Raw genomic sequence first — 25933 nt, 5'->3', positions numbered from 1 at the left:
GATATGGCAAAATCAAAAAGTAGAAGAAAAGGTCGTAAAACACGGCGGCCGACAAAAACAGAAATAAAAAGACAAAAGGCACTGGAACGCTTTATTTTAGCCATTGTGACAGCGGTTATTTTTTTCTTTGCGATGGCTCGCTTGGGAATCTTTGGGATAACAGTTTACAATCTTGTGAGATTAGCAGTGGGAAGTTTGGCTTACGTGTTGATGGTTGCAGTCCTACTCTATTTTCTTGGATTTAAGTGGTTTCATAAGAATACTGGTTTAGTTGGCGGTTTTGTGGTGACTATGATTGGCCTCTTGTTAGAATGGCATGCTTACCTTTTTTCACTATCAGCCTTTCGTGGTAAGGAAATATTCTCCACAACAGCTAACTTGATTTTTAGCGATTTGGTCAAGTTCAAAGTCACTAAATTTGTTGGTGGCGGTATGCTTGGTGCTGTTCTTTACAAGCCAGTAGCTTTTCTTTTTTCAAATGTTGGCACATTCTTGATTGGGGGACTTTTCATCATTCTTGGACTCTTTTTGATGAGTCCGTGGGAAGTTTATGATTTGATTGATTTCTTCAAAGAAAAATCACAAGAGTGGTCTGCTAAACATGAAATCAGAAAGCAAAAACGTTTTGTCAAACGTGAGGAAAAACGTGCACTTGCTGAACAAAAACGTCAAGAAAAAGCTCAAAAAGCTGAAGAAGAACGTTTGGCTCAGTTGACGGTTGATCAAGAGACTGGTGAGATTTTAGATGATCCAGATGACAATGAAGTATCGTTGTTTGACAATATCCCAGATGAAACTCCTGCAGTTGAACCTGAAATTTTGGCTTATGAGCATGTGCTAGAAGGTTTGAAAGAAGCATCTTCTGAAGAAAATCTTGAACCAGAAGTGACACCGGCTGAGCAAGAAATGACTAATCAAGAAGATGATGGGGAACCACTAGAAGTTGATTTTACAGCGAAAGCCAATCTTCTTTATAAGCTTCCAACCATTGATTTATTTGCACCTGATAAGCCGAAGAATCAGTCAAAAGAAAAAAATATCGTTCGTAGAAATATCAAAGTCTTGGAGGATACCTTTAATAGTTTTGGTATTGATGTCAAGGTTGAACGAGCTGAAATCGGTCCGTCAGTTACAAAATACGAAGTCAAGCCAGCCGTTGGTGTGCGTGTTAACCGCATTTCAAACTTGGCTGATGATTTAGCGCTAGCCCTTGCGGCAAAAGACGTTCGTATTGAAGCACCGATTCCAGGTAAATCTTTAGTAGGTATTGAAGTACCAAACTCAGAGATTGCCACAGTTACTTTCCGTGAGCTTTGGGAACAAGCAGACACAGATCCCAACAAACTTCTTGAAGTTCCGCTTGGTAAGGCTGTTAACGGAACAGCCCGCACCTTTGACCTTGCACGTATGCCACACTTGCTTGTGGCAGGGTCTACGGGTTCAGGTAAATCAGTTGCCGTCAACGGTATTATTGCAAGTATTTTGATGAAAGCTCGTCCAGAGCAAGTCAAATTCATGATGATTGACCCTAAAATGGTTGAGTTATCTGTTTATAATGACATTCCACACCTATTGATTCCAGTAGTGACAAATCCACGAAAAGCAGCGCGTGCGCTTCAAAAAGTGGTTGATGAAATGGAAAATCGTTACGAACTCTTTAGCCATTTTGGAGTGCGAAATATTGCAGGCTATAATGCTAAGGTTGAAGAATTTAACGCACAGTCAGAGCAAAAACAAATTCCATTGCCACTTATTGTGGTTATCGTAGATGAGCTTGCTGATTTGATGATGGTTGCCAGTAAAGAAATAGAAGATGCTATTATCCGTTTGGGACAAAAAGCGCGTGCGGCTGGTATTCATATGATTCTTGCCACACAACGCCCATCAGTTGATGTCATCAGTGGATTGATTAAGGCAAACGTGCCGTCGCGTGTCGCTTTTGCCGTATCATCTGGGACAGATAGTCGTACTATTCTGGATGAAAATGGTGCTGAAAAACTTCTTGGTCGAGGAGATATGCTCTTTAAACCAATTGATGAAAACCACCCAGTCCGCTTGCAAGGTTCATTTATTTCAGACGATGATGTCGAACGTATTGTTGGCTTTATTAAAAATCAAGCGGAAGCTGATTATGATGATAGCTTTGATCCAGGAGAAGTTTCTGAATCTGATTTGAAATCAGGTGGAAGCGATGGCTCACAAGAAGGTGACCCACTCTTTGAAGATGCTAAAGCTTTGGTTCTTGAAACTCAAAAAGCCAGTGCTTCAATGCTTCAACGTCGTTTGTCAGTCGGATTTAATCGTGCCACTCGCTTGATGGATGAATTAGAAGCAGCAGGAGTCATCGGACCAGCAGAAGGAACAAAACCTCGTAAAGTCTTAATGACCAAGCCAACTCCAGAAGCATAATAAAAAACGTTAGCCAGAAGGTTAACGTTTTTATTATGCAAGTGTAAAAACTAAAATTAAAACAATAATGTAAAAAATAAATGTGACGATAAAACCTGAACGCCAGAAAAATTTACCAAAACGACGGTAAGAAAATGAGTGATTTCTCTTTAAGAAAAATGCGGTTAAGGTAAGTGCCAGCAAAGATAAACAGATTAAATAGTAAAAGAAAACACTACTATCTAAAAATTTACTGACTACAAGAGCAATTTCAAAAGCAAAAAGCGGGAAAGCAAGGTCAGTAAAGAGAATCCCAAAACGATTTAAATTGAAAAATTTAACAAGAATATAGGCAAAAATAGGTGTTAAAAAGATAAAAGAAAAGGAAAATATTTTGTACATCATCATGTCTTATATTTTATACTGAAAGTTTGAAGAAGTAAATGATTAGAAGATTTTTCTTGAAAAATACTTTTAAATTTTTGATCAAGCTAGTAAAGGAAATTTAGCCGAATCAAAAAGTTGAAAGTACTTGCTTTTAAAAACTAAGCTAAAACTTGTCATATCAAGTATTTTTTAGAAAATATTTGATGCAAATTCCTTGCCTTTTCTCTAAAATAATGTATAATTAATGAGTATGCTATTGAGCATATCTGTGGGAGGTAAAAATCTTAATTACCGCCAAAACCACAACAGGAGGATTTTATAAATGGCTAAAAAAGTCGAAAAAGTTGTTAAACTTCAAATTCCTGCTGGTAAAGCTACACCAGCTCCACCGGTTGGACCAGCTCTTGGTCAAGCAGGTATCAACATCATGGGATTCACTAAAGAATTTAACGCTCGTACAGCTGATCAAGCTGGTATGATCATCCCAGTTGTTATCTCAGTATATGAAGACAAATCATTTGATTTCGTAACTAAAACACCACCAGCTTCAGTTCTTTTGAAAAAAGCTGCAGGTGTTGAAAAAGGTTCAGGAACACCTAACACAACTAAAGTTGCAACAGTTACTCGTGCACAAGTACAAGAAATTGCTGAAACTAAAATGCCAGACTTAAACGCTGCAAATGTTGAATCTGCAATGCGTATGATTGAAGGTACTGCTCGTTCTATGGGATTCACTGTTGTTGATTAATCAATAGCAACCCAATTAGTGGATTAATTGAGGTAAACACACTGTACCGTTGAGATTAATTCACGCTAGACCCGCAAGACTTCATCGTAATTTGATGAGTGACGTGGGAGATTTTAAATCAAATCGATATGACCACATTACAAGGAGAATTTTAAATGGCTAAAAAAAGCAAACAAATGCGTGCTGCACTTGAAAAAATCGACAGCACTAAAGCTTACAGCGTAGAAGAAGCTGTAGCTCTTGCAAAAGAAACTAACTTCGCAAAATTTGATGCATCTGTAGAAGTTGCATACAAACTTAACATTGACGTTCGTAAAGCAGACCAACAAATCCGTGGTGCAATGGTATTGCCAAACGGTACTGGTAAAACACAACGTGTTCTTGTATTCGCACGTGGTGCTAAAGCTGAAGAAGCTAAAGCTGCTGGTGCAGACTTCGTTGGTGAAGACGATCTTGTTGCTAAAATCAACGACGGTTGGCTTGACTTTGACGTAGTTATCGCTACACCAGACATGATGGCTATCGTTGGACGTCTTGGACGTGTCCTTGGACCTCGTAACCTTATGCCAAACCCTAAAACTGGTACAGTAACTATGGACGTTGCTAAAGCAGTTGAAGAATCTAAAGGTGGTAAAATCACTTACCGTGCTGACAAAGCAGGTAACGTACAAGCTATCATCGGTAAAGTATCATTCGACGCAGACAAATTGGTTGAAAACTTCAAAGCTATCCACGAAGTTATGGTTAAATCTAAACCAGCCACTGCTAAAGGTACTTACATGACTAACTTGTCAATCACTACTACACAAGGTGTAGGTATCAAAGTAGATCCAAGCTCATTTTAATTGATACATTAATGAAGAATCCGTTTCTTTGAAACGGATTCTTTTTATGGGCTGTGTGGTCTTTCTAATGCAATGAAAAGGGAAATGATTTATCTATTTGAATCACATGGTTGACCTGTTTTTAATCTTTCAAAATTCAACGAATTTTGCTAGGTAAAATAGGCAAATTATGTTAAAATAATAAAGATAAAAAAAGGAGTAACTTGAAGTGGAACCTAAGTATAAACGTATTTTAATTAAATTATCTGGTGAAGCGTTAGCTGGTGAAAAAGGTGTCGGAATCGACATTGAAACTGTTAAAACTATCGCAAAAGAAATTGCTGAAGTACATAGTTCAGGTGTAGAAATTGCTTTGGTTATTGGTGGTGGAAACCTTTGGCGTGGTGAACCAGCTGCTGCAGCTGGTATGGACCGTGTTCAAGCTGACTACACAGGTATGCTTGGAACAGTTATGAACGCTCTTGTTATGGCTGATAGCCTTCAACAAAATAGTGTTGATACACGTGTTCAAACATCAATCCCAATGCAAAACGTTGCTGAACCATACATCCGTGGTCGTGCGCTTCGTCACCTTGAAAAAAATCGCATCGTGATTTTTGCTGCTGGTATCGGCTCACCTTACTTCTCAACTGATACAACAGCTGCTCTTCGTGCCGCTGAAATCGACGCTGAAGCTATCTTGATGGCTAAAAATGGTGTTGACGGTGTTTATAACGCCGATCCTAAGAAAGATGCTAATGCTGTCAAATTTGATGAATTGACACACGGTGAAGTGATTAAACGTGGTCTTAAAATCATGGACGCAACTGCATCAACACTTTCAATGGACAACGATATTGACTTGGTTGTCTTTAACATGAACCAAGCTGGTAATATTAAACGTGTTGTCTTTGGTGAAGCTATCGGTACAACCGTTTCAAATAAAGCTGAACACCACGACTAATAATTGTCAGCTCTGCTATTTCCCAAAAAACAAGAAATGAGGACTAATACTATTTATGGCTAATGCTATTATCGAAAAAGCTAAAGAACGCTTTGAACAATCACACAGCTCATTAGCACGTGAATTTGCTTCAATTCGTGCTGGTCGTGCAAATGCATCTCTTTTGGACCGTATCCAAGTTGAATACTACGGTGCAATGACACCACTTAACCAATTGGCTTCTATCACAGTTCCAGAAGCACGTGTTCTTTTGATTTCTCCATTTGATAAATCATCATTGAAAGATATCGAACACGCAATCAATGCTTCAGACCTTGGTATTAACCCTGCTAATGACGGTTCAGTAATCCGCTTGGTTATTCCTGCCCTTACAGAAGAAACTCGTAAAGCACTTGCTAAAGACGTTAAAAAAGTCGGTGAAAATGCTAAAGTTGCTATCCGTAACATTCGTCGTGATGCTATGGACGAAGCTAAAAAACAAGAAAAAGCTAAAGAAATCACTGAAGACGAATTGAAAGTTCTTGAAAAAGACATTCAAAAAGCAACAGATGAAGCTGTTAAACATATTGACACTATGACAGCAAACAAAGAAAAAGAATTGCTTGAAGTCTAATCAGTAAGAAAAAAGGTTAGGGGGGTGGACTGTCCACTCCCTTTTATAAAGGAAGAATAAATGAATAATTTACTTGCCACTGTCATCACAGGACTTGTGATTGACGAAAATGCGAAAGCGTATTTTGTACAAAAAGATGGCGTGACTTTCATGTTAGATAAGGCTGAGGGTGAGCATAAGATTGGTGACATGGTCAAAGGATTTGTCTACACTGATATGCACCAAAAAGCTCGTATGACAACAGCAGAAGTTGCCACAACTCGTACTAGCTACGGTTGGGGTGTTGTCACAGAACTTCGCCGCGATTTAGGTGTCTTTTTGGATACAGGACTTGCTGACAAACAATTTGTTGTGTCACTTGATGTCTTGCCTGATATGAAAGAACTTTGGCCTAAAAAAGGTGATAAACTTTATGTTCACCTTGACGTGGATAAAAAAGACCGTATATGGGCAATTCCAGCGCAACCTGAAGTTTTCCAAAAAATGGCTGGACCAGCTTACAATAACATGCAAAATGAAAAATTGCGTGCCATTGTTTACCGTTTGAAATTATCTGGAACATTTGTTTACTTGCCAGATAACAACATGCTTGGCTTTATTCATCCGAGTGAGCGTTACGCGGAACCACGTCTGGGTGAAGAAGTAACTGCACGTGTGATTGGATTCCGTGAAGTTGACCGCACCCTTAACTTGTCATTAAAACCACGTTCATTTGAAATGCTTGAAAATGATTCACAAATGATTTTGACTTATTTGCAATCAAATGGTGGTTTTATGACACTAAACGATAAATCATCTCCAGCAGATATCAAATCAACATTTGGTATTTCTAAAGGTCAATTTAAAAAAGCACTTGGTGGCTTGATGAAAGCACGCAAAGTGAAACAAGACCAATTCGGTACAGAATTAATCGAAAACGAGGATTAAACATGAAAAGATTACAGCGATACCTTAAGCAAAGCTGTGGTCTTTTTTGTATCGAGTTTTATAACTGAGATAGGAATCAATAGTTTCGTAAAAACTTGATTTCAAAATAATTCTTAAGTTAATTAGTTCTAAGGAGGATTGAATGGAAGCAAATAGTAAAGACATTGAATGGTTTTTAGAGCATATGACGCAATACCGCATAGTAAAAGAAACTGGCATAGCGCAATCTAAAATTTAAAATTTAAAAAATGGCAAAACTAAACTAGAAAACTTAACATTAAGAGTTGCTAGTGAATTAACAACATTTTCAAAAGGACTTCAAAAAGGAGTCTAACAATGTGTTATACTATAAGTACCTCGTATGAGGTACTTTTTTTATCTTACAAGTGCTCTCGATTTTTTCGGGCGTTTTTTAATTTTTAAGCTCGTGAAAAAAATGTCCACCGGACATTTTTTTGCTATAATATATTCACTATACTTTGGAGGTTAAAGAATGGAACGTGCGATTTTTGCGGGTGGTTGTTTCTGGTGCATGGTGCAACCATTTGAAGAACAAGATGGTATTTTATCAGTCCGTTCAGGATATACTGGTGGGCATGTGGAAAATCCAACTTATGAGCAAGTTAAGGCACATGAAACTGGACATACAGAAGCGGTTGAGATTATTTTTGATGAAGAAAAAATCTCTTATGGTGATTTGGTAGAGATTTATTGGGCACAGACTGATCCAACCGATGCTTTTGGGCAATTTGAAGATCGTGGTGACAATTATCGTCCTGTTATTTTTTACAGTGATGACCGTCAAAAAGAGATTGCTGAAGCCTCAAAAGCAGCATTGCAAGCTTCAGGTCGATTCAAAGATCTGATTGTCACAGCGATTGAGCCAGTGCAATCATTTTATGTGGCAGAAGATTATCACCAAGGTTTTTACAAGAAAAATCCTGAACACTACGCTGAAAGTAGCGCTATCAGACATGCATTTTTAGAGGAGAATTGGCAATGAGAAAGTCATTTTACACTTGGTTAATGACGCAACGTAACCCAAAAAGTCATGAACCAGTAGCGATTTTAGCTGATCTTGTTTTTGAAGATACCACTTTTCCAAAGCACACTGATGATTTTGAAACCATTAGTCGCTATTTGGAAGATGAGGCTAGCTTTGCTTTTAATCTCAGTGAATTTGATAAAATTTGGGAAGATTATTTGGCGCATTAATGATGGCTAGATTCAAATAAAAAAGGAAATCACGGTAAGTCGTGATTTTTTGTTTTAAATAAGCTATAATAGACTTATCAAATACAAAAGAAAGAGGGACTCTATTTGCAAGAGCATTCTGTTGAAATTACCTTAAGTCATCCTGATGATGTGCTAGCGCTATTTGGCTCAAATGAACGTCATTTGAAGTTAATCGAAGATAATCTAGGAGTTATCATCCATGCTCGTACAGAGCGAGTGCAGATTTTAGGAGATGATAAAGAAAGTGTCGAATTAGCACGTGTGACCATTCAAGCTTTGTTAGTATTGGTTTCTCGTGGTATGTTGGTTAATACATCTGATATAGTAACGGCTCTTTCAATGGCACAAAATGGCTCTATTGACAAATTTGTTACCCTTTATGAAGAAGAAATTATCAAAGATAATTCTGGAAAACCAATCCGTGTTAAAACGTTAGGACAAAAAGTTTATGCGGACAGTGTCAAATCACATGATGTGGTCTTTGGTATTGGTCCTGCAGGTACTGGTAAGACTTTCTTGGCAGTGACTTGGGCAGTTACAGCTTTAAAACGTGGTCAGGTCAAGCGAATTATTTTGACACGTCCAGCAGTTGAAGCAGGTGAAAGTCTAGGATTTTTGCCAGGTGATTTAAAAGAGAAAGTTGATCCTTATCTTCGTCCTGTTTATGATGCTCTTTACCAAATTTTAGGAAAAGAGCAAACCACACGTTTGATGGAGCGTGATATTATTGAAATCGCACCATTGGCTTATATGCGTGGCCGAACACTTGACGATGCTTTTGTGATTCTTGATGAAGCACAGAATACAACTATCATGCAAATGAAGATGTTTTTGACACGTCTTGGATTTAATTCTAAGATGATTATTAATGGTGATACCAGTCAGATTGATTTACCTAAGAAAGTCAAATCTGGTTTGATTGATGCGACGGAGAAACTAAAACACATCAAGCAAATTGATTTTGTTCATTTCTCAGCGAGCGATGTGGTTCGCCACCCTGTGGTTGCTGAAATTATCAATGCTTATGAAAAAGACGCCGAGCGCAAAACTGCTCACCATCAAAAAGAAGTTATCGATAGCACAAGTACCTCAGGCTTTGCTAGCTATGAAACGATTGGTCAGCCAGCTAGCACCAAAGAGGAAAAATAATATTTTCAAGTCACACCAAGATGTGGCTTTTTTTGATAAAAAATGATTTTCATATCTGCGAATTCTCTATTAAGGTGGTTTTCTGGTGTAAGATAAGGTATACTGAAATTTTTCAAGATATTTTCAAAGATAGAAATAGATTAAAGCATATCAAAGGAGAAGTTTTATGGATAATCGTGAGATATTTGAGAACCTTTCTGAAATGAGTAGTTAATTGTCAAAACAGGCTGATGACTTAAATCAAAAGTTAAAAATGATAGATAAATTCTCATCATTTAATCAGGGGGATAGCTCAGAGTTTTTTACCACATTTGGGGAAGAAGCTAAAGATTTAGCTTGCGAATTTCAAACTTTATTGTCTTACATGACACCTAAAAGAATTTAGTAAAAACTGATAGTATGCTAGGATTTTTTGGGCAGAAATACCATATTATCTAAAAAATCTAGTAAAATTCTCTTTTTTAGATAAAATAGACTATAAGCATTGTTCTTGGAAATGTTCAAGGTATTTTCGAAAAGGACAGTGATGTAAAAAGAGTTACCTGTTAGGAGGAGAATTATGTGTGATCGTGCGTCACTTGAAAAGTTGACTAAGATGAGTGAAAAGTTGACTAGTTAAGCTGAAAGACTAGAAAGCGATTTGAAGACTTTGGATTCTGAAATTGAAGCCGATGTTTTAAAAAATCTTGGTGATCAGGCAAAACATTTGGCTAGTGACTTCCAAGATTTGATAACTCATATAGATGAAGGAATGGTGAGTCCAAAAGAAAAGTAAGATAACTAAGTTGACCTGTTTTAGGTCGCTTTTTTAATAGTGTTTGAGGAGAAAAATGCTTGAAAAACAGTTGAGAGAACATAGTGAGCTTGAGATATGGAGATTGTTATTGCTTCCAGTGACAATGGCTGATGCAAAGACAATGTTTGCTTATACGTCAGATATTGAAAATACTAAATGGGGTTTTCCAGCTAATCAAACTATCGAAGAAACTAAAAATGTGATTGAAAATATTTATCTAAAGAGTCCTCTGGGACGATATGGAATTGTCTGAAAAGAGATTTCAGAGTTCATTGGGACTGTTGATTTAATGAACTGGTCAGATGGAAAAGAAGCAGAAATTGGTTATATTATCAATAAAAAGTTTTGGGGGCATGGTTTAGCCACAGAAGCGAGCGCTAAAATTTTAGAACTTTGTTTTGAGGTGTTAGGATTTGAGAAAGTACATGCTTTTTGTGCACTTGAAAATCCGGCTTCAGTTCGTGTTTTGACAAAACTCGGAATGACAGAGATGGAACGTCTCCAAAATAATAAAAAATATCCTGGTGGCTGGGTCACTAGTCAGCATTTTTGTGTAACGAAGGTAAATTATTCAAAATAAAAGGTTTCACAAGAGATTTGTCAGTTTTTTTGATTGCGCTTCCAAAAAATATGATATAATATAGACAAATATACAACTGATTGCAACAAGATTTTGGAAGAATGCCTATAAGAAAATGATGTGTTAATCATTATTTATAGACATGCAGGTATATGTAGTTGATTGGACAGGTTTCACGCATAATACTGCTTTATTTTTTAATCATTAATGAAAACGGTTGCGTATTTTTAACTTATCTTTATAGGAGATTATTTATGTCACTTCGTAATAAAGTAAATATGAAAAAGAAAATGAAAAAAGGTTTAGGCTCTCTTTTAGTTTTGACAGAGGTCAGCACTGGTATTTTCGTGCAAGCTAATGCTGTTAAGGCTGATGAGCAGGTCTCAATGAAAGAAGGAACAGTGCTTTACGCATGGTGCTAGTCTTTCGATACTATTAAAGATAATATGCAAGCGATTAAGGACGCTGGTTATACGAGTGTTCAAACATCACCAATTAACCAAGTTATTGTTGATGACGGTGGTAATAAGAGCTTGAAAAATTGGTACTATCAATATCAACCAATTTTACATACGATTGGTCACTACCAATTAGGTACAGAAGAAGAATTTAAAGAAATGAACCGTGTGGCTGATCAATATAGTATTAAAATCATTGTTGATGCTGTCCTTAACCACACAACATCTGACTACAACCAAATCAGTCAAGAAATTAAAAGTATTCCAAATTGGACACATGGTAACAAAGAGATTAAAAACTGGAATGATCGTTATGATGTGACACAAAATGCTCTTCTAGGTTTGTATGATTTGAATACTCAAAATCCACAAATTCAACAATACCTTTTGAAATTCTTGAAAACAGCAGTTGCTGATGGAGCTGATAGTTTCCGTTATGATACTGCTAAACACATTGAATTGCCTGGTGAATATGGAAGTAATTTCTGGAATGTTATTTTGAATAATGGATCTGAATTCCAATATGGTGAAGTTCTTCAAGATAGCATCTCACATGAAGCTGATTATTCTAAGTTGATGAGCGTTAGTGCATCAAATTATGGTAATCAAATTCGTAATGACTTGAAAGATCGTTGTGCTGCTGCAGGTAATTTAATGAATTATTTGACCCAGCAAATCTTGTTACTTGGGTTGAATCTCACGATACTTATGCCAATGATGATATTCGTCTTGGTTGGTCAATGATTACAGCGCGTGCTAAAGGTACACTTTTGTTCTTCTCTCGTCCAGTAGGTGGTGGTAATGGTACTCGCTTCCCAGGTCAATCACAAATCGGTGATGCTGGTAACTTCTACCTTAATCTCCCAGAAGAATACGCTAATGTAAACGCCAAAATCATCTTCAACCAACTAGGGACTAGCACCCAATTTCCTTGCAGCGTCGGATTCGACCTCGTGAAATCTGGTAACTACAATAAAGATGGTCTAAAATAGTCGGTCATTAACTAACTTTTTAACACAATTCTAACTCCTTTTCCAGAAAGAAGTAGCTCTCCTCAGGCTACTTCTTTTTTTATGATTAAATGGCATGCCTAAAAAGTTTCTTAGTGCCTAAAATGGCGCTGTTATCCTTAATATGGTATAATATCCTTGATATAATTAGTTTTGAAAGAAGATAGATATGTACGTTGAAATGATAGATGAAACTGGTCAAGTTTCAGAAGAAATTAAAAACCAAACTTTGGACTTATTACAATTTGCTGCTGAAAAGACTGGTAAAGAAAATAAAGAAATGGCAGTGACTTTCGTGACTAATGAGCGCAGCCATGAATTGAACTTAGAATACCGTGACACAGACCGTCCAACGGATGTTATCAGCTTAGAGTACAAACCAGAATCAGATTTAACTTTCTCAGAAGAAGATTTGGCTGAAAATTCTGAGCTTGCAGAAATGCTAGACGAATTCGATGCTTATATCGGTGAGCTCTTTATCTCTGTTGATAAAGCGCGTGAACAAGCAGAAAAGTACGGTCATTCTTTTGAACGTGAAATGGGATTCTTAGCGGTGCATGGTTTCCTACACATCAACGGCTACGACCATTATACCCCTGAAGAAGAAAAAGAAATGTTTACTTTACAGGAAGAAATTTTAACTGCCTATGGACTTAAGAGACAATAATTCCCCTAAAAAGTGGAAAAATCGCACCTTGGTATCTAGTATGGAATTTGCCATTACTGGAATAGTTACAGCCTTCAAGGAAGAAAGAAATATGCGTAAACACATGGTGTCAGCTATTTTAGCAACTGCAGCAGGAGCTGTTTTTCGTATATCTGCGATTGAATGGTTATTCTTATTTTTAGCCATCTTTTTAGTCATCACTTTAGAAATGGTTAATTCTGCGCTTGAAAATGTGGTTGACTTGGCTAGTGATTATCATTTTTCAATGCTAGCAAAAAATGCTAAGGATATGGCAGCAGGAGCGGTATTGGTGGTATCAACTTATACCGTGATTACAGGATTGATTATTTTTGTACCGAAAATTATTGCCTTGATTTTTGGCAACCGATAAAAATATTTTGCAAATAATGAAAGGAGTAGGGACGTTTAACGTCCTTTATATCTTATGTTTAAATCAGGTTTTGTAGCGATTTTAGGTCGCCCAAATGTTGGGAAATCGACATTCTTGAACCACGTTATGGGGCAAAAAATTGCTATCATGAGCGACAAAGCTCAAACAACTCGTAACAAAATCATGGGGATCTATACAACAGATACCGAACAAATCGTCTTTATTGACACACCAGGAATTCACAAACCCAAAACAGCACTTGGTGATTTCATGGTTGAGTCAGCTTACAGCACACTTCGTGAAGTTGAGACAGTTCTTTTCATGGTGCCTGCTGATGAAAAACGTGGTAAAGGTGACGACATGATTATCGAACGTTTGAAATCAGCTAACATTCCAGTTGTTTTGGTTATCAATAAAATCGATAAAGTGCACCCAGACCAATTGTTGGAACAAATTGATGATTTCCGTAGTCAAATGGATTTCAAAGAAATTGTGCCAATTTCAGCCCTTCAAGGTAATAATGTTGAAACACTTCTTAATATCTTAAAAGATAATTTGGAAGAAGGTTTCCAATATTTTCCTGAAGACCAAATCACTGACCACCCAGAACGTTTTTTGGTATCAGAAATGATTCGTGAAAAAATCTTGAAGTTGACAGAACAAGAAGTACCTCACTCTGTTGCAGTTATTGTTGATTCAATGAAACGTGATCCAGAGACAGACAAGGTTCACATTCGTGCAACAATCATGGTTGAACGTGACAGTCAAAAAGGTATTATCATCGGTAAAAAAGGCGCTATGCTTAAGAAAATTGGTAAAATGGCTCGCCGTGATATTGAAATCATGCTTGGTGACAAGGTTTACCTTGAAACTTGGGTTAAAGTTAAGAAAAACTGGCGTGATAAAAAACTTGATCTCGCTGACTTTGGTTACAACGAGAAAGAGTATTAATAGTTCATTTAATTAGGAGGTGTTTTTGGCTTAACACCTCCTCTTTTAAAAATAATAAAAAGGAAAAGTCATTGGTGGTGAATTGGCCATGTCTAAGACTCTTTGAAAAAAGATAAATGGTGACTAGGTGTTTATCACTGTCGTCAAAATTTCTATAAAACTTATTGAGAAAGGAGAAGGACATGTTCGTGTTGCTTTGAACACGGACGAAAGGCTGTGTAAAATAGATAGGTCATTTCAGAAATCAGGATTTCTGATGACCTCCTAATTTTACTTTGCCTTTTACGTCCTTTGTATCAGAAAGATGCCGGAATTACCTGAGGTTGAGACAGTTCGTCGTGGTCTTGAGTGTTTGATTGTTGGGCGCAAAATTATATCGGTTGATGTTCGTGTGCCGAAAATGGTTAAAACGGATTTAGGTGCTTTTGAGTCTGATTTACTTGGTCAAACCATTCAGTCGATTGGTAGACGTGGGAAGTACCTGCTGCTGAACCTAGATGAGCAAGTGATTATTTCTCATCTGAGAATGGAAGGAAAATATTTGCTGTTTGAGCACCAGGTTCCTGAGGATAAACATTTTCATATCTTTTTTGGTTTAGATGATGGGTCGACTTTGGTTTATAAGGATGTTCGGAAATTTGGAACCATGGAATTGGTAGCCGAAAATCAAGTTGCAGCTTATTTCCAAAAAAGAAAATTAGGTCCTGAACCGACTAAGGAAGATTTTGATGTGGCAGAATTTACTCGAAAACTATCTGCCTCTAAAAAACTCATTAAACCATATCTTTTAGAGCAAACTTTGGTAGCTGGTCTTGGAAATATTTATGTGGATGAGGTACTTTGGGCAGCTAAAATTCATCCTGAACGCCAAGCAAATAGTCTTCAAAAAGCTGAAATCAATTTGCTTCACGATGAGATTATCCGTATCTTACAACTTGGCATTGAAAAAGGTGGAACAACTATCCGAACTTACCAAAATGCCTTTGGTGAAAATGGGACAATGCAAGAGTATTTGCAAGTTTACGGAAAAACAGACGAGCCTTGCCCACGTTGTGCCACACCAATTGAAAAAATAAAAGTAGGAGGTCGCGGGACACATTTTTGTCCTGCCTGTCAAAAACGATGACAAAAATTATTGGAATCACAGGCGGGATTGCTTCTGGAAAGTCAACCGTTGTTGCTGAAATTAAAAAATATGGCTATCAAGTGATTGATGCTGATCGGGTGGTTCACGAACTTCAGGCTAAAGGTGGAAAACTTTATCAAGCCCTTTGCAACTGGTTTGGCAGTGAGATTCTTCAAGAAAATGGTGAACTCGACCGCAAAAAATTGGGGCAGTTGATTTTTTCGAGTAAAGATATGCTTGAAAAGTCATCACATCTGCAAAATGGTATCATTCGAGAAGAGTTGGCTAGAAGACGAGATGAACTAGCTAAGACTCAAGATGTCTTTTTTATGGATATTCCGCTTTTGATTGAACATGATTATATGGAGTGGTTTGATGATATTTGGTTGGTTCATCTTGATGAGAAAACACAATTAGAGCGTTTGGTGATGCGTAATCATTTTTCAAAAGAAGAAGCTAAAAAACGCATGGCTAGCCAAATGTCGACAGAAGCTAAAAAGCCTTATGCTGACAAATTGCTAGATAACAGTGGTGACCTTACGGAATTAAAAGCACAAATCCATCAGCTTTTGCAGGAATTATAAGCGATGAATGCTTGGAAAATTGCCTGATTTTCTGCATATTTTTCAAGAAAACGCTTTGTGTAGCAAGTTTTTAGTAATTCTTTTGGAATGTGCTATAATAGCAATTGACTTTTTTTGAAAAGAAGGTGAACAATCATAAGTAACGAAGTTAATTGGAAACAAAATTTACGAGTAGCTTGGCTTGGTAACTTTTTTACTGGGGCAAGCTTTTCGCTTGTTATGCCATTTATGGCTTTGTATGTAGAAGAACTAGGCGCTCCCAAAAATAAAGTTGAGTGGTACGCTGGTCTAGCGGTATCTTTATCAGCTTTAGCCTCTGCTTTGATTGCTCCGGTGTGGGGGCGGCTAGCCGACCAATATGGACGTAAACCGATGATGGTTAGGGCAAGCTTGGTCATGACCTTTACAATGGGTGGTTTAGCCTTTGTCCCTAATGTCTTTTGGTTATTAACACTGAGGCTATTAAACGGTCTTTTTTCAGGATACATTCCTAATTCAACAGCCTTGATTGCTAGTCAAGCACCTAAAAATCGTTCAGGATATGCACTTGGAACGCTAGCAACTGGTATGATTGGCGGGAGCCTAATTGGTCCCTTACTGGGAGGAATGTTGGCTGAATGGTTAGGTATTCGACAAGTCTTTTTGTTGGTCGGATTTATTTTGCTAATCTGTAATTTTCTGACAGTCTTTTTGATTAAAGAAGATTTCAAACCTGTTGCTAAGGCTAATGCTATGTCAACTCGAGAACTCTTTTTATCAATTAAAGACAAGCAAATTCTAATCGGGCTTTTTGTAACAAGTATGATTATCCAAATTTCAGCTCAATCTATTGCCCCAATTTTGACCTTATATATTCGTAATCTTGGACAAACTGAAAATCTAATGTTTGTCTCTGGTCTGATTGTGTCTGCTCTCGGTTTTTCAAGTATGTTATCGAGCTCGACTCTTGGTAAAATTGGTGATAGAATAGGTAATCATAGACTACTTTTGATAGCTCTATTTTATAGCTTTAGTATGTACGTCTTGTGTGCTCTTGCCAGAAATTCACTTGAACTCGGAATTGTGCGTTTCATGTACGGTTTTGGTACAGGTGCGCTGATGCCAAGTGTTAACTCACTACTGACTAAAATCACGCCAAGAGAAGGAATTTCACGTATTTTCAGCTATAACCAAATGTTTATGAATATTGGACAAGTCGTTGGACCATTTGTTGGTTCTGCCATTGCGACTGGTATGGGATACCGTTCAGTCTTTTATGTAACAAGTTTGATTGTCTTTGTAAACTTTGTGTGGAGCCTTATCAATTTTAGAAAATATTTGAAAGTTAAGGAAATCGCGTGAGAGTCAAGATTAATTTAAAATGCAGTAGCTGTGGTAGTAAAAATTATTTAACAAGCAAAAATAAAGCAACCCATCCCGAAAAAATTCAGGTTCTAAAATACTGTCCCAAAGAGCGAAAAGTAACCCTACATATTGAATCGTAGGGATATTTATGATAGAATAATTAAGACCATAGTGTAGGAAAGGAAATAGAACCCAGAAGCAAAAAAGTAGTGGATTTTTTCCCTGAGTTAAGCTTCTGACGCGTTCTTAGTGAAACATATGTACAATGTACTACTGACAGCTTTACTGGTATTATCTGTTATTATCGTGATTGCTATTTTTATGCAACCACAGAAAAATCCAAGTAGCAACGTATTTGATAACAGCGGTTCAGAAGCTTTATTTGAACGTACTAAAGCACGTGGCTTCGAAGCGTTTATGCAACGTTTTACAGCAGTTCTAGTTTTCTTTTGGCTAGCAATTGCTTTAGCGTTAGCAATCTTATCAAGTAAATAGATAGCAACTGACGAAAAAGCTGCATCTTAGCTTACGTTGGCTGCGCATCTTGAATTTTGTACGAAAATTCATGAGCTGGTCATTCAGCTCATTTTTTATTATTAAGTAAGTAGTGAGGAGTCTGTCCAGTAGCGGATTGGAATTTGAAATTCAGTGACTTTTCACAACTTCCATCAAGCTAGAAAACGAGAGGATAGAAGATAGCAGGACTTTTTTGCTAATCGGTCTTGCTTATAATCACAATTATGAATGAAAATATTATTGCTTATTTAAAAGAGCACGGAAAAGTTAATATTAACGATTTAGCGGCTGGTTTGGATATGACTGGTGCTGAAAAATTTCCATTGCTTGTTAAAGAAATTTCACAGTTAGAAAGTCAGGGTGAACTCCGCTTTGATGATAGCGGTAGCCTTGCCCTTCGTAAAAAAGTAGAGAAAAAAAAAGAAATTACGGTCACTGGTGTCTTTCGTGCTAACAAAGCTGGTTTTGGTTTCTTGTCTGTTGATGAGGATGAAGATGACATGTTTGTTGGGCATAATGACGTTGGTCATGCTGTAGATGGTGATACGGTTGAAGCTGTGATTAAGAAACCTGCTAACCGTCTTAAAGGTACAGCGGCTGAAGTCCGTATTGTCGGAATCGTTGAACGCAGTCTAAAAACTGTCGTTGGGAAATTTATCCTAGACGATGAAAAACCAAAATATGCTGGTTACATCAAGTCTAAAAATCAAAAAATCCAACAAGAAATCTACATCAAAAAAGAACCTGTTGTTTTAGACGGAACTGAAATCATCAAGGTTGATATCGATAAATACCCAACGCGTGGTCACGATTACTTTGTCGGTCATGTTCGTGATATCGTTGGTCACCAAGGGGATGTTGGAATTGATGTTCTTGAAGTCCTTGAATCAATGGACATCAAATCAGAATTTCCAGAAGACGTTATGGCTGAAGCTAATGCTGTTCCAGATGCGCTGTCTGAAAAAGATTTGATTGGTCGCGTGGATTTACGTAATGAAATCACCTTTACCATTGACGGCGCTGATGCCAAAGACTTGGATGATGCGGTTCATATCAAACTTTTAGATAACGGTAACTTTGAGTTAGGTGTTCACATCGCTGACGTGTCTTATTATGTTACAGAAGGTTCTGCCCTTAACCGTGAAGCGGTAGCTCGTGGAACATCTGTGTATGTGACTGACCGTGTGGTGCCAATGTTACCAGAACGCTTGTCAAACGGTATCTGTTCATTAAATCCAAATGTAGATCGTTTGACACAATCATGTTTGATGGAAATTGATCGTAATGGTCACGTGGTGAATCACCAAATCTGTCAATCAGTTATTAAAACAACTTTCCGTATGACTTACAGCGATGTTAATGATATCATTGCTGGCGATGAAGAGTTGATTGAAAAATACCAACCAATCGTTGAGTCAATTCACCACATGGCTGCTCTTCATAATATCTTAGAGAAGATGCGCGTGCGTCGTGGGGCACTTAATTTTGATACTAGCGAAGCTAAAATCATCGTCAATGACAAAGGAATGCCAGTTGACATCGTGATTCGTGAGCGTGGTATTGCAGAGCGCATGATTGAATCCTTCATGTTGGCAGCTAACGAAACAGTGGCAGAACACTTTGCAAAACGCAAATTGCCATTTATCTACCGTATCCACGAAGATCCTAAAGCTGAAAAATTACAAAAATTCCTTGATTATGCAAGCGTTTTTGGCGTGCAAATTCACGGGACAGCTAATAAAATTAGCCAGCAAGCTCTTCAAGATTTCATGGCAAAAGTTGAAGGAAAACCAGGTGCTGAAGTTTTGAATATGATGCTTCTTCGTTCAATGCAACAAGCACGCTATTCTGAACACAATCATGGACACTATGGTTTGGCTGCTGAGTACTACACACACTTTACAAGCCCAATTCGTCGTTATCCTGACCTTCTTGTTCACCGTATGATTCGTGAATACACACAAGTGACAGATGAGAAGATTGAACACTTCAGAAATGTGATTCCAGAATTGGCAACATCATCTTCAACTCTCGAACGTCGTGCTATTGATGCCGAACGTGTGGTTGAAGCGATGAAAAAAGCTGAATACATGGAAGAATACGTTGGTCAAGAATTTGACGGTGTGGTGGCTAGTGTCGTGAAATTTGGTATGTTTATCGAATTGCCAAATACCATTGAAGGTCTTGTTCACATCACAACCTTACCAGAATTCTATAATTACAACGAACGTACTTTGACCCTTCAAGGTGAAAAATCAGGTAAAGTCTTCCGCGTTGGTCAACAAATCAAGATTAAATTAACACGTGCCGACAAAGAAACTGGTGATATTGACTTTGAGTACATTCCAAGTGATTATGATGTGATTGAAAAAGTGAAGAAATCACGTCAAGACCGTTCTGGAAAAGACAAACGTCGTCCAAAATCTGACAATCACAAAGACCATAAAAAAGACCACAAATCAAATAAACAACGCAATCATAAATCTTCAAAATCATCTTCTAAAAAAACAGGCAAGAAACCTTTCTACAAAGAAGTAGCTAAGAAAAAAACTCGTAAAGCTAAAAAATAAAAGGTGACAAGCCTCATTGCTAACCCAAAAATTTTGACACAAGAGAGGTAGCTTAATATGCCAAAAGGTGAAGGAAATGTCGTTGCCCAAAATAAAAAGGCACGTCATGACTATAATATAGTTGATACCATTGAAGCTGGAATCGTCTTGACAGGAACTGAAATTAAGAGTGTTCGTGCCGCACGTATTCAGCTAAAAGACGGTTACGCTCAAATTAAAAATGGCGAAGCTTGGTTGATTAATGTTCACATTTCTCCTTTTGAACAAGGAAATATCTGGAACCAAGAGCCTGAGCGTACACGTAAATTATTGCTTAAAAAACGTGAAATTGAAAAATTGTCAAATGACTTAAAAGGAACAGGGATGACCCTTATTCCTCTTAAAGTTTATTTGAAAAATGGCTTTGCTAAGGTCTTACTTGGTGTGGCTAAAGGGAAACATGATTACGACAAACGTGAAACCATCAAACGCCGCGAGCAAGACCGCGACATTAAACGCCAAATGAAAAATTTCAATGCAAGATAATAAAACAAAAAGAGTTTGGATAAATCCAAACTCTTTTTAAAACATTTTTTTCAATTCCTCAATCAAAGGAAAGTTCTAAAATGAAGTTAGCCACCTAAGGGTATCAAAAAACATCTCAGAGAGATATAATTGTAATCACCACAACAACAATTAGAAAGACTCTGAGATGCAAAACTATTATACACCAAAAAGTAAACATTTAACACTAACTGAACGTAGAATGATTGAACGTTGGCTTCAAGAAGGGCTCTCAAATCGTGAAATCGCTAGGAGATTAGCTAAAGCTCCTCAAACCATTCACAACGAAGTCAAACGTGGTCAGGTTAGACAACAAGTGCGTAAAGGAAAATTTGAAGTGATCTACTCAGCTGATTTTGCTCAAAAAGCCTATCAAAACAATCGCAAACGTTCTGTTAAACAAGTCTCCCTAACCAAGGGACTCAAAGGAAAGATAACTCACTACATCGAACAGAAATACTCTCCCGAGATGATGGTAAAGTCAAAAGGGATACCTGTTCCCATCTCCACCATTTACTACTGGATTCATCATGGACACTTAGGATTGACCAAGGCTGATATGCTTTATCCTCGACAAGAGAAAGCTAAGAAAAAGCATGCTAGTCCCAATTTTAAGCCAGCTGGAAAGTCTATTGAGGAACGACCAGAAAGCATTAATAAGCGTGAGAATATCGGTGATTTTGAAATTGATACGGTTATTCAAACACGGGCAAAAAACGAGTGTCTGTTGACTCTAACCGATAGAAAGAGTCGTTATCAAATCATTCGACTCATTCCCGATAAGTCCGCGGTTTCAGTCAATCAAGCTCTGAAAGCAATCCTCAAGGATTATCAAATGAACTCTATCACAGCTGATAACGGGGCTGAGTTCAGTCGTTTAGCAGAAGTTTTTGACCCTACTCATATCTATTATGCCCACCCGTATTCTTCTTGGGAGCGTGGTACTAATGAGAATCATAATAGACTCATCCGGCGTTGGTTACCTAAGGGAAGCAAAAATGCGACTCAACAACAAGTCGCATTTATTGAAAACTGGATTAACAACTATCCAAAGAAACTATTCAATTATAAATCTCCTAAAGAGTTTTTACAGACTGGCTAATTTGAACTTGAAATTTGGCTTCCTCAATCAAAATGTGATTGTCAGCTATCATTTCTTTGATTTTTCCTTGCAAAGCAGGTGAAAATTCTCCAACGCAGGTGTGCAATTGCTGTTCAATATCAGCTTGAAGGGCTTTACCAGCTTCTGTAAGGGCGATAATTAGCTGACGTTGGTCTTCTTCAGGGCGAATACGTGTTAGATAACCTTTGTCTTCTAAAAGCTTGAGAAGTGGTGTCAATGTATTGCTAGCAAGGTCTAATTGTTTTCCTAATTCACGCAAAGCAAGATTGTCAGTTTTCCAAAGTGCTAAGAGAACAATATATTGTGTATAGGTTAAATCTAATTTAGCTAGTTTTTGTTTATAAAATTGGTTGAAAACTCTATTAGCATTATAAATCGCAAAACATAGTTGATTAGTTAAAGCAGGATGTTGTTCTGGCATAACGTCCCTTTCTTTGTGTTTACTTGCTCTTATCAGAACATAGAAAAAAATAAATGTAAAAGTTAACAACTTGAAAAAGGAGTAGTAAACTATAGCCAATCGTGTGCGACTAATTATAAAAAAGAGGTCGAAATTATGGAAAATACAATCGAACTATTACAAAAAATTGGAAACAAAATTTTAAATCAAGCAAATATTCATGATCTTGTGGCTTTGAATTTTGAGGCACAAGGATTTTCAAAACTTGGTGATAAATACAAAAGCTACGCTTCAGAGGAGTATGACTTTTCACAAAAACTCTTTAATCGCATTTTAGATTTGGGTGGTAAAATCTGTTACCAAAATCAAGTAAGCTTTGAAATGCCAGCTAGTCCTTTATAGTGGCTAAGACATGATTTGGAAGTTTCAAAAGAAGGACTGGAAGAATTATTACCATTGGTTGGTGCTGCATCTAATGATTTGGTGACTTATGATTTGCTAAAAGCCTACTACAAAGATGAAGATGATGATTTGCAGTGGACACAGCAACAGTTGAATTTGATTGATGCTATTGGTTATCAAAACTGGTTAACACAACAGCTTTAAGGAGAAGGAAATGACTTACGATTACGATGTGGTTTTTATTGGCTCAGGACATGCTAATTGGCATGCGGCAGTGACATTGTCTCAGGTCGGAAAAAAGTGGCCATTGTTGAAAAAGATATTACGGCTGGTACTTGTACCAATTATGGCTGTAGTGCCAAATTTTTATTAGACAGTCCATTTGAGTTTATTGATAGTCTTTCACGTTATGATAAAGCTGGCATTACTGGTAATACTAAGGTTAACTGGCAAGAGCTTATGGCTTATAAAAAATCTGAAATTCCAACTTACGCTTCTCTCATGGAAGGTATGTTTGCGCAAATGCAGATTGATTTGCTAAAAGGCTACGGAAAATTAGTTGACGCTCATACAGTTAGTGTGGATGATGATAGAATCAGTGCAGACTACATCGTTCTTGGAACGGGTCAACGTCCAGCACGTCTTCAAATTAAAGGGCAAGAATTCTTGCATGATAGTTGTGATTTCCTTGATTTGGATAAGATGCCAAAACACATCACCTTTATCGGTGCAGGAATCATTTCTATGGAATTTGCAACCATGTCTGCTAAGCTTGGCTCAGAGGTCCATATCATTGAATATGCTGATAGAGCTTTAGTAGCTTATCAAGAAAATTATATTGATAGTGTGGTTGCTAAAATGACAGCAGAGGGTGTTTACTTTCATTTCAAACAAGCAGTTCAAGCAGTTGAAGAAACTACCGCTGGTTTACGTGTCACAACGGCGCAAGGTTTGGAATTAGAGACTGACTATGTTCTTGATGTAACAGGACGTATTCCAAATGTTGAAAATCTTGGTCCTGATGAACTTGGCATTGCCTACAATCGTTCAGGAATCGTTGTTAATGAATATCTGCAAACTTCTGTGCCAAATATTTTTGCCAGTGGGGATGTCATTGATAAAAACATTCCATGTTTAACGTCGACAGCAAGTTTTGAATCAGATTATATTGCAGCTTACATTCTTGGAGTAAATCAAGAAGCAATTCAGTATCCAGCTATTCCAAATCTTGTTTATACTTTCCCACGTATTGCACAAGTTGGGGTGAGTGTTGTTGAGGGTCGTGAGAACGATGCTTACCGTATTGTTGAGATTCCATTTGGACAACAATTGAAATTTCAGACAAAATTAGAAGATGAAGCGCACGTGACACTGATTGTTAATCAGAATAAAGAATTGGTCGGCGCTAGTCTTTTAGGTAATGAAGCTGGTGAAATGATTAATCTTTTGACATTGATGATCAATCAAAAAGTTACAGCAAATGATCTTAGTTAGATGATTTTTGCTTTTCCAGGGACAACTAGCGGATTACTCAGCGCAGTAAAAATGGCATTAATGTAAATAGATAAAGCTTGAACGAAAGTTCAAGCTTTATCTATTTATTCGAACCATGTAATGACTTTTTCACGAGGTTTACGTGAGCGAGGGTGTTTTGGATCGCGTAGTCGATAACCAAATGACACCATGCTTGCAATGCCTTCTTTATCAGAGTTAATAATGCCTGCTTTGGCAAGAATAGCATTGACTTTGTCATAATTAAATCCTTCAATTGGGCAAGAATCAATACCAATCATGCTGGCTGATGTCATCATATTTCCAAGAGCGATGTAGGTTTGCTTAGCGGTCCAATCAAAGAGGGCGCGTGGATTGTCAGCAAGTGACATATCATTTTTTTGGAAAGACTCGTAAGTGGCTAGGCGACTATTGAGAGCGTCACCCTCACCGAGACCACGTCGAACGAGGCTATCTTTGACAGAGTCAGAATCATAGCGTGCATTTTTTTCTGCAAGTAACAAAACAAAATGACTGGCTGTATCAAGTTGAGACTGTGCTCCCCAAGCAACAGTTTTTAAGTCATCACGAAGTTTTGCAATTTGCTTACGATCAAGGACAACAAAACGCCAAGCTTCCAAACCAATCGAAGAAGGGCTTAACCAAGCTGTGTCAAGGATGAACTCCATATCTTCACGTGAAATCTCTTGGTCATTGTAGACACGGACGGCAACTCGATGGTCAAAGGCATCGAGAACTTGTTTTTTAATAGCTTCTGTACTCATGCTAGCCTCCTAGTTTTCTTTTTATCATAACATTTTCAGCTAGTTTTAGCCAGTTTTCAGGCATAAGAAAAAGAGCCTAAGCTCTTTTATTTTAGTTGATTTGTCAGATGATTAATTTGGTCAATCAGATTGTTAAAATCGCAAGGTTGAGACAATTTCATGAAATCTAGAGGGGTTTTATGAAAGACTTCACCGATGATGGGGATAATTTCTCTTCCTTTATCAGTAATGTAAACACGTTTGGTATGTCCTTTATAAACTACTTTCACTAAATCTTTGTGAACTAGCTTTTCAATAAGTCTTGTCATAGATGGAGCTGCGATACAAAGCATTTTAGCCAAGTCTTTTAAAGGCAACCGTATTAACTTAATTATTGATTTTATCGAAAATGATTTAGGGCTTTCTCTCATGATGGAAAAGATGGTTAGACCTTTTGAGGGTAAGCAGATTGTTGATATTGAGACAGAGTCTCTGATGGTTTTGATGAAATTAAAGATAAATATATCAGAAGCCGTTCAACAATTTTGGCAGGAAATGCAAGAAAAGTATGCAAAAAAGGATTGAGCTTTTCTCAATCCTTTTCAATTTTAGCTAAAAATTCTCTAGTAAAAAACTTTCGGCAAGAGAACCGTCTTTGATAGCTTTTTTGGCATCTTTGATTGAAAACCAGTCCCAGTCATCAATCTCCTGATTGGGAGTGACTGCTCCAGATACTGTTACGGCAAAATTAATCATGAGTGAGTTACTGCGCTCGTAGTATTTAGTAGCATTAAAGGTTAAGGATTTTACTTTTAAGCCTAATTCCTCGTCAATTTCTCTAGCGACAGTAGCCTCATCATTTTTGCCTTGTGACACATAACCAGCTAGTAAAATGTGTTCAGTCATCTTGTACTGTTTGATTCAAAGAATTTTATCATGATTTTCGTTAAATAAAATGGCACTGATAGCAGTATTAAAAAC

Annotated in this window: 35 protein-coding genes and 1 pseudogene; 31 read left to right on the top strand and 5 right to left on the bottom strand. The window is 37.4% G+C overall.

Annotated elements, in window-relative coordinates; all coding sequences use genetic code 11:
• Window positions 1–3: 3 nt before the first annotated feature.
• Window positions 4–2409: a DNA translocase FtsK gene (locus tag DQN23_RS06690; protein WP_111712950.1), complete on the top strand. Its 2406-nt coding sequence runs from the start codon at window positions 4–6 to the stop codon at window positions 2407–2409.
• A 33-nt stretch (window positions 2410–2442) separates the two neighbouring features.
• Here DQN23_RS06690 and DQN23_RS06685 read toward each other — a convergent pair whose 3' ends face one another.
• The gene (locus DQN23_RS06685) at window positions 2443–2796 is read right to left on the bottom strand and encodes a DUF3397 domain-containing protein (RefSeq protein WP_020917265.1); all 354 of its coding nucleotides are present in this window, start codon (window positions 2794–2796) and stop codon (window positions 2443–2445) included.
• A 301-nt stretch (window positions 2797–3097) separates the two neighbouring features.
• Between DQN23_RS06685 and rplK the strand changes: the two genes are divergently transcribed.
• From rplK to DQN23_RS06570, 26 genes are all read left to right on the top strand, one after another.
• On the top strand, window positions 3098–3523 hold the full coding sequence (rplK, locus tag DQN23_RS06680; RefSeq protein WP_020917264.1) for a 50S ribosomal protein L11: 426 nt from the start codon (window positions 3098–3100) through the stop codon (window positions 3521–3523).
• A 155-nt stretch (window positions 3524–3678) separates the two neighbouring features.
• Window positions 3679–4368, top strand: coding sequence for a 50S ribosomal protein L1 (rplA, locus tag DQN23_RS06675; protein WP_004232886.1), 690 nt, complete (start codon window positions 3679–3681; stop codon window positions 4366–4368).
• Window positions 4369–4576: 208 nt separating this feature from the next.
• Window positions 4577–5311: a UMP kinase gene (gene pyrH, locus DQN23_RS06670; protein WP_020917263.1), complete on the top strand. Its 735-nt coding sequence runs from the start codon at window positions 4577–4579 to the stop codon at window positions 5309–5311.
• A 55-nt stretch (window positions 5312–5366) separates the two neighbouring features.
• Window positions 5367–5924, top strand: a complete 558-nt coding sequence (frr, locus tag DQN23_RS06665; protein ID WP_004232884.1) for a ribosome recycling factor — start codon at window positions 5367–5369, stop codon at window positions 5922–5924.
• Window positions 5925–5984: 60 nt separating this feature from the next.
• Window positions 5985–6851: a CvfB family protein gene (locus DQN23_RS06660; RefSeq protein ID WP_020917262.1), complete on the top strand. Its 867-nt coding sequence runs from the start codon at window positions 5985–5987 to the stop codon at window positions 6849–6851.
• Between the two features lie 493 nt (window positions 6852–7344).
• Complete coding sequence (msrA, locus tag DQN23_RS06650; protein ID WP_020917260.1) at window positions 7345–7854, top strand: peptide-methionine (S)-S-oxide reductase MsrA; 510 nt, start codon at window positions 7345–7347, stop codon at window positions 7852–7854.
• Window positions 7851–8066: a YozE family protein gene (locus tag DQN23_RS06645; protein WP_006532813.1), complete on the top strand. Its 216-nt coding sequence runs from the start codon at window positions 7851–7853 to the stop codon at window positions 8064–8066. The genes msrA and DQN23_RS06645 overlap by 4 nt, the downstream gene beginning before the upstream one ends.
• Before the next feature lie 105 nt (window positions 8067–8171).
• Window positions 8172–9236 (top strand): PhoH family protein, encoded by a 1065-nt coding sequence (locus DQN23_RS06640; protein WP_111712949.1) that lies wholly within the window; start codon window positions 8172–8174, stop codon window positions 9234–9236.
• A 214-nt stretch (window positions 9237–9450) separates the two neighbouring features.
• Window positions 9451–9621: a hypothetical protein gene (locus DQN23_RS06635; protein WP_230318063.1), complete on the top strand. Its 171-nt coding sequence runs from the start codon at window positions 9451–9453 to the stop codon at window positions 9619–9621.
• Window positions 9622–9876: 255 nt separating this feature from the next.
• Window positions 9877–10011: a hypothetical protein gene (locus tag DQN23_RS09530; RefSeq protein WP_020917256.1), complete on the top strand. Its 135-nt coding sequence runs from the start codon at window positions 9877–9879 to the stop codon at window positions 10009–10011.
• Between the two features lie 55 nt (window positions 10012–10066).
• On the top strand, window positions 10067–10285 hold the full coding sequence (locus DQN23_RS09340) for a GNAT family N-acetyltransferase (RefSeq protein ID WP_228380482.1): 219 nt from the start codon (window positions 10067–10069) through the stop codon (window positions 10283–10285).
• A 6-nt stretch (window positions 10286–10291) separates the two neighbouring features.
• On the top strand, window positions 10292–10612 hold the full coding sequence (locus DQN23_RS09335) for a GNAT family N-acetyltransferase (protein WP_325051273.1): 321 nt from the start codon (window positions 10292–10294) through the stop codon (window positions 10610–10612).
• 254 nt (window positions 10613–10866) lie between these two features.
• Window positions 10867–11034 carry a hypothetical protein gene (locus DQN23_RS09600; RefSeq protein ID WP_156672748.1) on the top strand — a complete coding sequence of 56 codons (168 nt, stop codon included), beginning with the start codon at window positions 10867–10869 and terminating at the stop codon, window positions 11032–11034.
• A 24-nt stretch (window positions 11035–11058) separates the two neighbouring features.
• Window positions 11059–11814 (top strand): alpha-amylase family glycosyl hydrolase, encoded by a 756-nt coding sequence (locus DQN23_RS06625; RefSeq protein ID WP_277871684.1) that lies wholly within the window; start codon window positions 11059–11061, stop codon window positions 11812–11814.
• Window positions 11811–12062, top strand: coding sequence for a hypothetical protein (locus tag DQN23_RS09595; RefSeq protein WP_269449997.1), 252 nt, complete (start codon window positions 11811–11813; stop codon window positions 12060–12062). The genes DQN23_RS06625 and DQN23_RS09595 overlap by 4 nt, the downstream gene beginning before the upstream one ends.
• Window positions 12063–12249: 187 nt before the next feature.
• Window positions 12250–12747 (top strand): rRNA maturation RNase YbeY, encoded by a 498-nt coding sequence (ybeY, locus tag DQN23_RS06620; protein WP_020917254.1) that lies wholly within the window; start codon window positions 12250–12252, stop codon window positions 12745–12747.
• Window positions 12728–13138, top strand: coding sequence for a diacylglycerol kinase family protein (locus tag DQN23_RS06615; protein ID WP_020917253.1), 411 nt, complete (start codon window positions 12728–12730; stop codon window positions 13136–13138). The genes ybeY and DQN23_RS06615 overlap by 20 nt, the downstream gene beginning before the upstream one ends.
• A 54-nt stretch (window positions 13139–13192) precedes the next feature.
• Entirely contained in the window at window positions 13193–14089 is an 897-nt protein-coding gene (gene era, locus DQN23_RS06610; protein ID WP_058814139.1) for a GTPase Era, read from the top strand.
• Window positions 14090–14393: 304 nt separating this feature from the next.
• On the top strand, window positions 14394–15215 hold the full coding sequence (gene mutM, locus DQN23_RS06605) for a DNA-formamidopyrimidine glycosylase (protein ID WP_020917251.1): 822 nt from the start codon (window positions 14394–14396) through the stop codon (window positions 15213–15215).
• A complete protein-coding gene (coaE, locus tag DQN23_RS06600) occupies window positions 15212–15799 on the top strand; it encodes a dephospho-CoA kinase (RefSeq protein WP_058814138.1) in 588 nt (195 codons plus the stop codon). The genes mutM and coaE overlap by 4 nt, the downstream gene beginning before the upstream one ends.
• A 132-nt stretch (window positions 15800–15931) precedes the next feature.
• Window positions 15932–17140: a multidrug efflux MFS transporter gene (locus tag DQN23_RS06595; protein WP_081048415.1), complete on the top strand. Its 1209-nt coding sequence runs from the start codon at window positions 15932–15934 to the stop codon at window positions 17138–17140.
• Complete coding sequence (rpmG, locus tag DQN23_RS06590; RefSeq protein ID WP_020917248.1) at window positions 17137–17283, top strand: 50S ribosomal protein L33; 147 nt, start codon at window positions 17137–17139, stop codon at window positions 17281–17283. Before DQN23_RS06595 ends, rpmG begins: the two co-directional genes overlap by 4 nt.
• A gap of 118 nt (window positions 17284–17401) precedes the next feature.
• Window positions 17402–17638, top strand: coding sequence for a preprotein translocase subunit SecG (gene secG / locus DQN23_RS06585; protein WP_006532797.1), 237 nt, complete (start codon window positions 17402–17404; stop codon window positions 17636–17638).
• A 245-nt stretch (window positions 17639–17883) separates the two neighbouring features.
• Complete coding sequence (rnr, locus tag DQN23_RS06580; RefSeq protein ID WP_111712948.1) at window positions 17884–20229, top strand: ribonuclease R; 2346 nt, start codon at window positions 17884–17886, stop codon at window positions 20227–20229.
• Window positions 20230–20286: 57 nt separating this feature from the next.
• Complete coding sequence (gene smpB / locus DQN23_RS06575) at window positions 20287–20754, top strand: SsrA-binding protein SmpB (protein ID WP_006532795.1); 468 nt, start codon at window positions 20287–20289, stop codon at window positions 20752–20754.
• Between the two features lie 166 nt (window positions 20755–20920).
• Window positions 20921–21874 carry an IS30 family transposase gene (locus tag DQN23_RS06570; protein ID WP_111712673.1) on the top strand — a complete coding sequence of 318 codons (954 nt, stop codon included), beginning with the start codon at window positions 20921–20923 and terminating at the stop codon, window positions 21872–21874.
• Here DQN23_RS06570 and DQN23_RS06565 read toward each other — a convergent pair.
• The gene (locus DQN23_RS06565; RefSeq protein ID WP_111712947.1) at window positions 21849–22316 is read right to left on the bottom strand and encodes a MarR family winged helix-turn-helix transcriptional regulator; all 468 of its coding nucleotides are present in this window, start codon (window positions 22314–22316) and stop codon (window positions 21849–21851) included. The two genes, DQN23_RS06570 and DQN23_RS06565, sit on opposite strands and share 26 nt — an antisense overlap.
• 135 nt (window positions 22317–22451) lie before the next feature.
• On the opposite strand from DQN23_RS06565, the gene DQN23_RS09330 reads away from it, so the two are divergent.
• The 3 genes and pseudogenes from DQN23_RS09330 (at window position 22452) to DQN23_RS06555 (ending at window position 24257) form a co-directional block, all read left to right on the top strand.
• A complete protein-coding gene (locus tag DQN23_RS09330; RefSeq protein ID WP_228380481.1) occupies window positions 22452–22697 on the top strand; it encodes a ferritin-like domain-containing protein in 246 nt (81 codons plus the stop codon).
• Window positions 22698–22712: 15 nt separating this feature from the next.
• On the top strand, window positions 22713–22901 hold the full coding sequence (locus DQN23_RS09325; protein ID WP_228380480.1) for a ferritin family protein: 189 nt from the start codon (window positions 22713–22715) through the stop codon (window positions 22899–22901).
• A 10-nt stretch (window positions 22902–22911) separates the two neighbouring features.
• Window positions 22912–24257: pseudogene (locus tag DQN23_RS06555) on the top strand (dihydrolipoyl dehydrogenase family protein).
• A gap of 38 nt (window positions 24258–24295) precedes the next feature.
• Here DQN23_RS06555 and DQN23_RS06550 read toward each other — a convergent pair.
• Both DQN23_RS06550 and DQN23_RS06545 read right to left on the bottom strand, forming a co-directional pair.
• Entirely contained in the window at window positions 24296–24973 is a 678-nt protein-coding gene (locus tag DQN23_RS06550) for an NAD(P)H-dependent oxidoreductase (protein ID WP_020917244.1), read from the bottom strand.
• 86 nt (window positions 24974–25059) lie between these two features.
• On the bottom strand, window positions 25060–25281 hold the full coding sequence (locus DQN23_RS06545; protein WP_181949887.1) for a hypothetical protein: 222 nt from the start codon (window positions 25279–25281) through the stop codon (window positions 25060–25062).
• A 100-nt stretch (window positions 25282–25381) separates the two neighbouring features.
• Between DQN23_RS06545 and DQN23_RS09080 the strand changes: the two genes are divergently transcribed.
• Entirely contained in the window at window positions 25382–25537 is a 156-nt protein-coding gene (locus DQN23_RS09080) for a hypothetical protein (RefSeq protein WP_164550174.1), read from the top strand.
• Window positions 25538–25564: 27 nt separating this feature from the next.
• On the opposite strand, the gene DQN23_RS06540 is transcribed toward DQN23_RS09080, so the two are convergent.
• Complete coding sequence (locus tag DQN23_RS06540) at window positions 25565–25858, bottom strand: NUDIX domain-containing protein (protein WP_230318060.1); 294 nt, start codon at window positions 25856–25858, stop codon at window positions 25565–25567.
• Between the last annotated feature and the right edge of the window lie 75 nt (window positions 25859–25933).

The organism is Streptococcus lutetiensis, from assembly GCF_900475675.1.
Taxonomy (GTDB): domain Bacteria; phylum Bacillota; class Bacilli; order Lactobacillales; family Streptococcaceae; genus Streptococcus; species Streptococcus lutetiensis.
Note: the sequence above shows the minus strand (reverse complement) of the source record. Positions and strands in the feature narration are given on the sequence as shown.

Excerpts from the sequence above, each read along its gene's own strand:
- DQN23_RS06690 (WP_111712950.1), top strand. The coding sequence starts at position 4 with ATGGCAAAATCAAAAAGTAGAAGAAAAGGTCGTAAAACACGGCGGCCG.
- smpB (WP_006532795.1), top strand. The coding sequence starts at position 20,287 with ATGCCAAAAGGTGAAGGAAATGTCGTTGCCCAAAATAAAAAGGCACGT.
- msrA (WP_020917260.1), top strand. The coding sequence starts at position 7,345 with ATGGAACGTGCGATTTTTGCGGGTGGTTGTTTCTGGTGCATGGTGCAA.
- secG (WP_006532797.1), top strand. The coding sequence starts at position 17,402 with ATGTACAATGTACTACTGACAGCTTTACTGGTATTATCTGTTATTATC.
- DQN23_RS09340 (WP_228380482.1), top strand. The coding sequence starts at position 10,067 with ATGCTTGAAAAACAGTTGAGAGAACATAGTGAGCTTGAGATATGGAGA.
- rplA (WP_004232886.1), top strand. The coding sequence starts at position 3,679 with ATGGCTAAAAAAAGCAAACAAATGCGTGCTGCACTTGAAAAAATCGAC.
- ybeY (WP_020917254.1), top strand. The coding sequence starts at position 12,250 with ATGTACGTTGAAATGATAGATGAAACTGGTCAAGTTTCAGAAGAAATT.
- DQN23_RS06565 (WP_111712947.1), bottom strand. The coding sequence starts at position 22,316 with ATGCCAGAACAACATCCTGCTTTAACTAATCAACTATGTTTTGCGATT.
- DQN23_RS06685 (WP_020917265.1), bottom strand. The coding sequence starts at position 2,796 with ATGATGATGTACAAAATATTTTCCTTTTCTTTTATCTTTTTAACACCT.
- DQN23_RS06660 (WP_020917262.1), top strand. The coding sequence starts at position 5,985 with ATGAATAATTTACTTGCCACTGTCATCACAGGACTTGTGATTGACGAA.
- frr (WP_004232884.1), top strand. The coding sequence starts at position 5,367 with ATGGCTAATGCTATTATCGAAAAAGCTAAAGAACGCTTTGAACAATCA.
- DQN23_RS06625 (WP_277871684.1), top strand. The coding sequence starts at position 11,059 with ATGCAAGCGATTAAGGACGCTGGTTATACGAGTGTTCAAACATCACCA.
- DQN23_RS09330 (WP_228380481.1), top strand. The coding sequence starts at position 22,452 with ATGGAAAATACAATCGAACTATTACAAAAAATTGGAAACAAAATTTTA.
- DQN23_RS09595 (WP_269449997.1), top strand. The coding sequence starts at position 11,811 with ATGATTACAGCGCGTGCTAAAGGTACACTTTTGTTCTTCTCTCGTCCA.
- DQN23_RS06540 (WP_230318060.1), bottom strand. The coding sequence starts at position 25,858 with ATGACTGAACACATTTTACTAGCTGGTTATGTGTCACAAGGCAAAAAT.
- rnr (WP_111712948.1), top strand. The coding sequence starts at position 17,884 with ATGAATGAAAATATTATTGCTTATTTAAAAGAGCACGGAAAAGTTAAT.
- era (WP_058814139.1), top strand. The coding sequence starts at position 13,193 with ATGTTTAAATCAGGTTTTGTAGCGATTTTAGGTCGCCCAAATGTTGGG.
- rplK (WP_020917264.1), top strand. The coding sequence starts at position 3,098 with ATGGCTAAAAAAGTCGAAAAAGTTGTTAAACTTCAAATTCCTGCTGGT.
- DQN23_RS06570 (WP_111712673.1), top strand. The coding sequence starts at position 20,921 with ATGCAAAACTATTATACACCAAAAAGTAAACATTTAACACTAACTGAA.
- DQN23_RS06645 (WP_006532813.1), top strand. The coding sequence starts at position 7,851 with ATGAGAAAGTCATTTTACACTTGGTTAATGACGCAACGTAACCCAAAA.
- mutM (WP_020917251.1), top strand. The coding sequence starts at position 14,394 with ATGCCGGAATTACCTGAGGTTGAGACAGTTCGTCGTGGTCTTGAGTGT.
- DQN23_RS09600 (WP_156672748.1), top strand. The coding sequence starts at position 10,867 with ATGTCACTTCGTAATAAAGTAAATATGAAAAAGAAAATGAAAAAAGGT.
- DQN23_RS06615 (WP_020917253.1), top strand. The coding sequence starts at position 12,728 with ATGGACTTAAGAGACAATAATTCCCCTAAAAAGTGGAAAAATCGCACC.
- DQN23_RS06545 (WP_181949887.1), bottom strand. The coding sequence starts at position 25,281 with ATGACAAGACTTATTGAAAAGCTAGTTCACAAAGATTTAGTGAAAGTA.
- DQN23_RS09080 (WP_164550174.1), top strand. The coding sequence starts at position 25,382 with ATGATGGAAAAGATGGTTAGACCTTTTGAGGGTAAGCAGATTGTTGAT.
- DQN23_RS06550 (WP_020917244.1), bottom strand. The coding sequence starts at position 24,973 with ATGAGTACAGAAGCTATTAAAAAACAAGTTCTCGATGCCTTTGACCAT.
- coaE (WP_058814138.1), top strand. The coding sequence starts at position 15,212 with ATGACAAAAATTATTGGAATCACAGGCGGGATTGCTTCTGGAAAGTCA.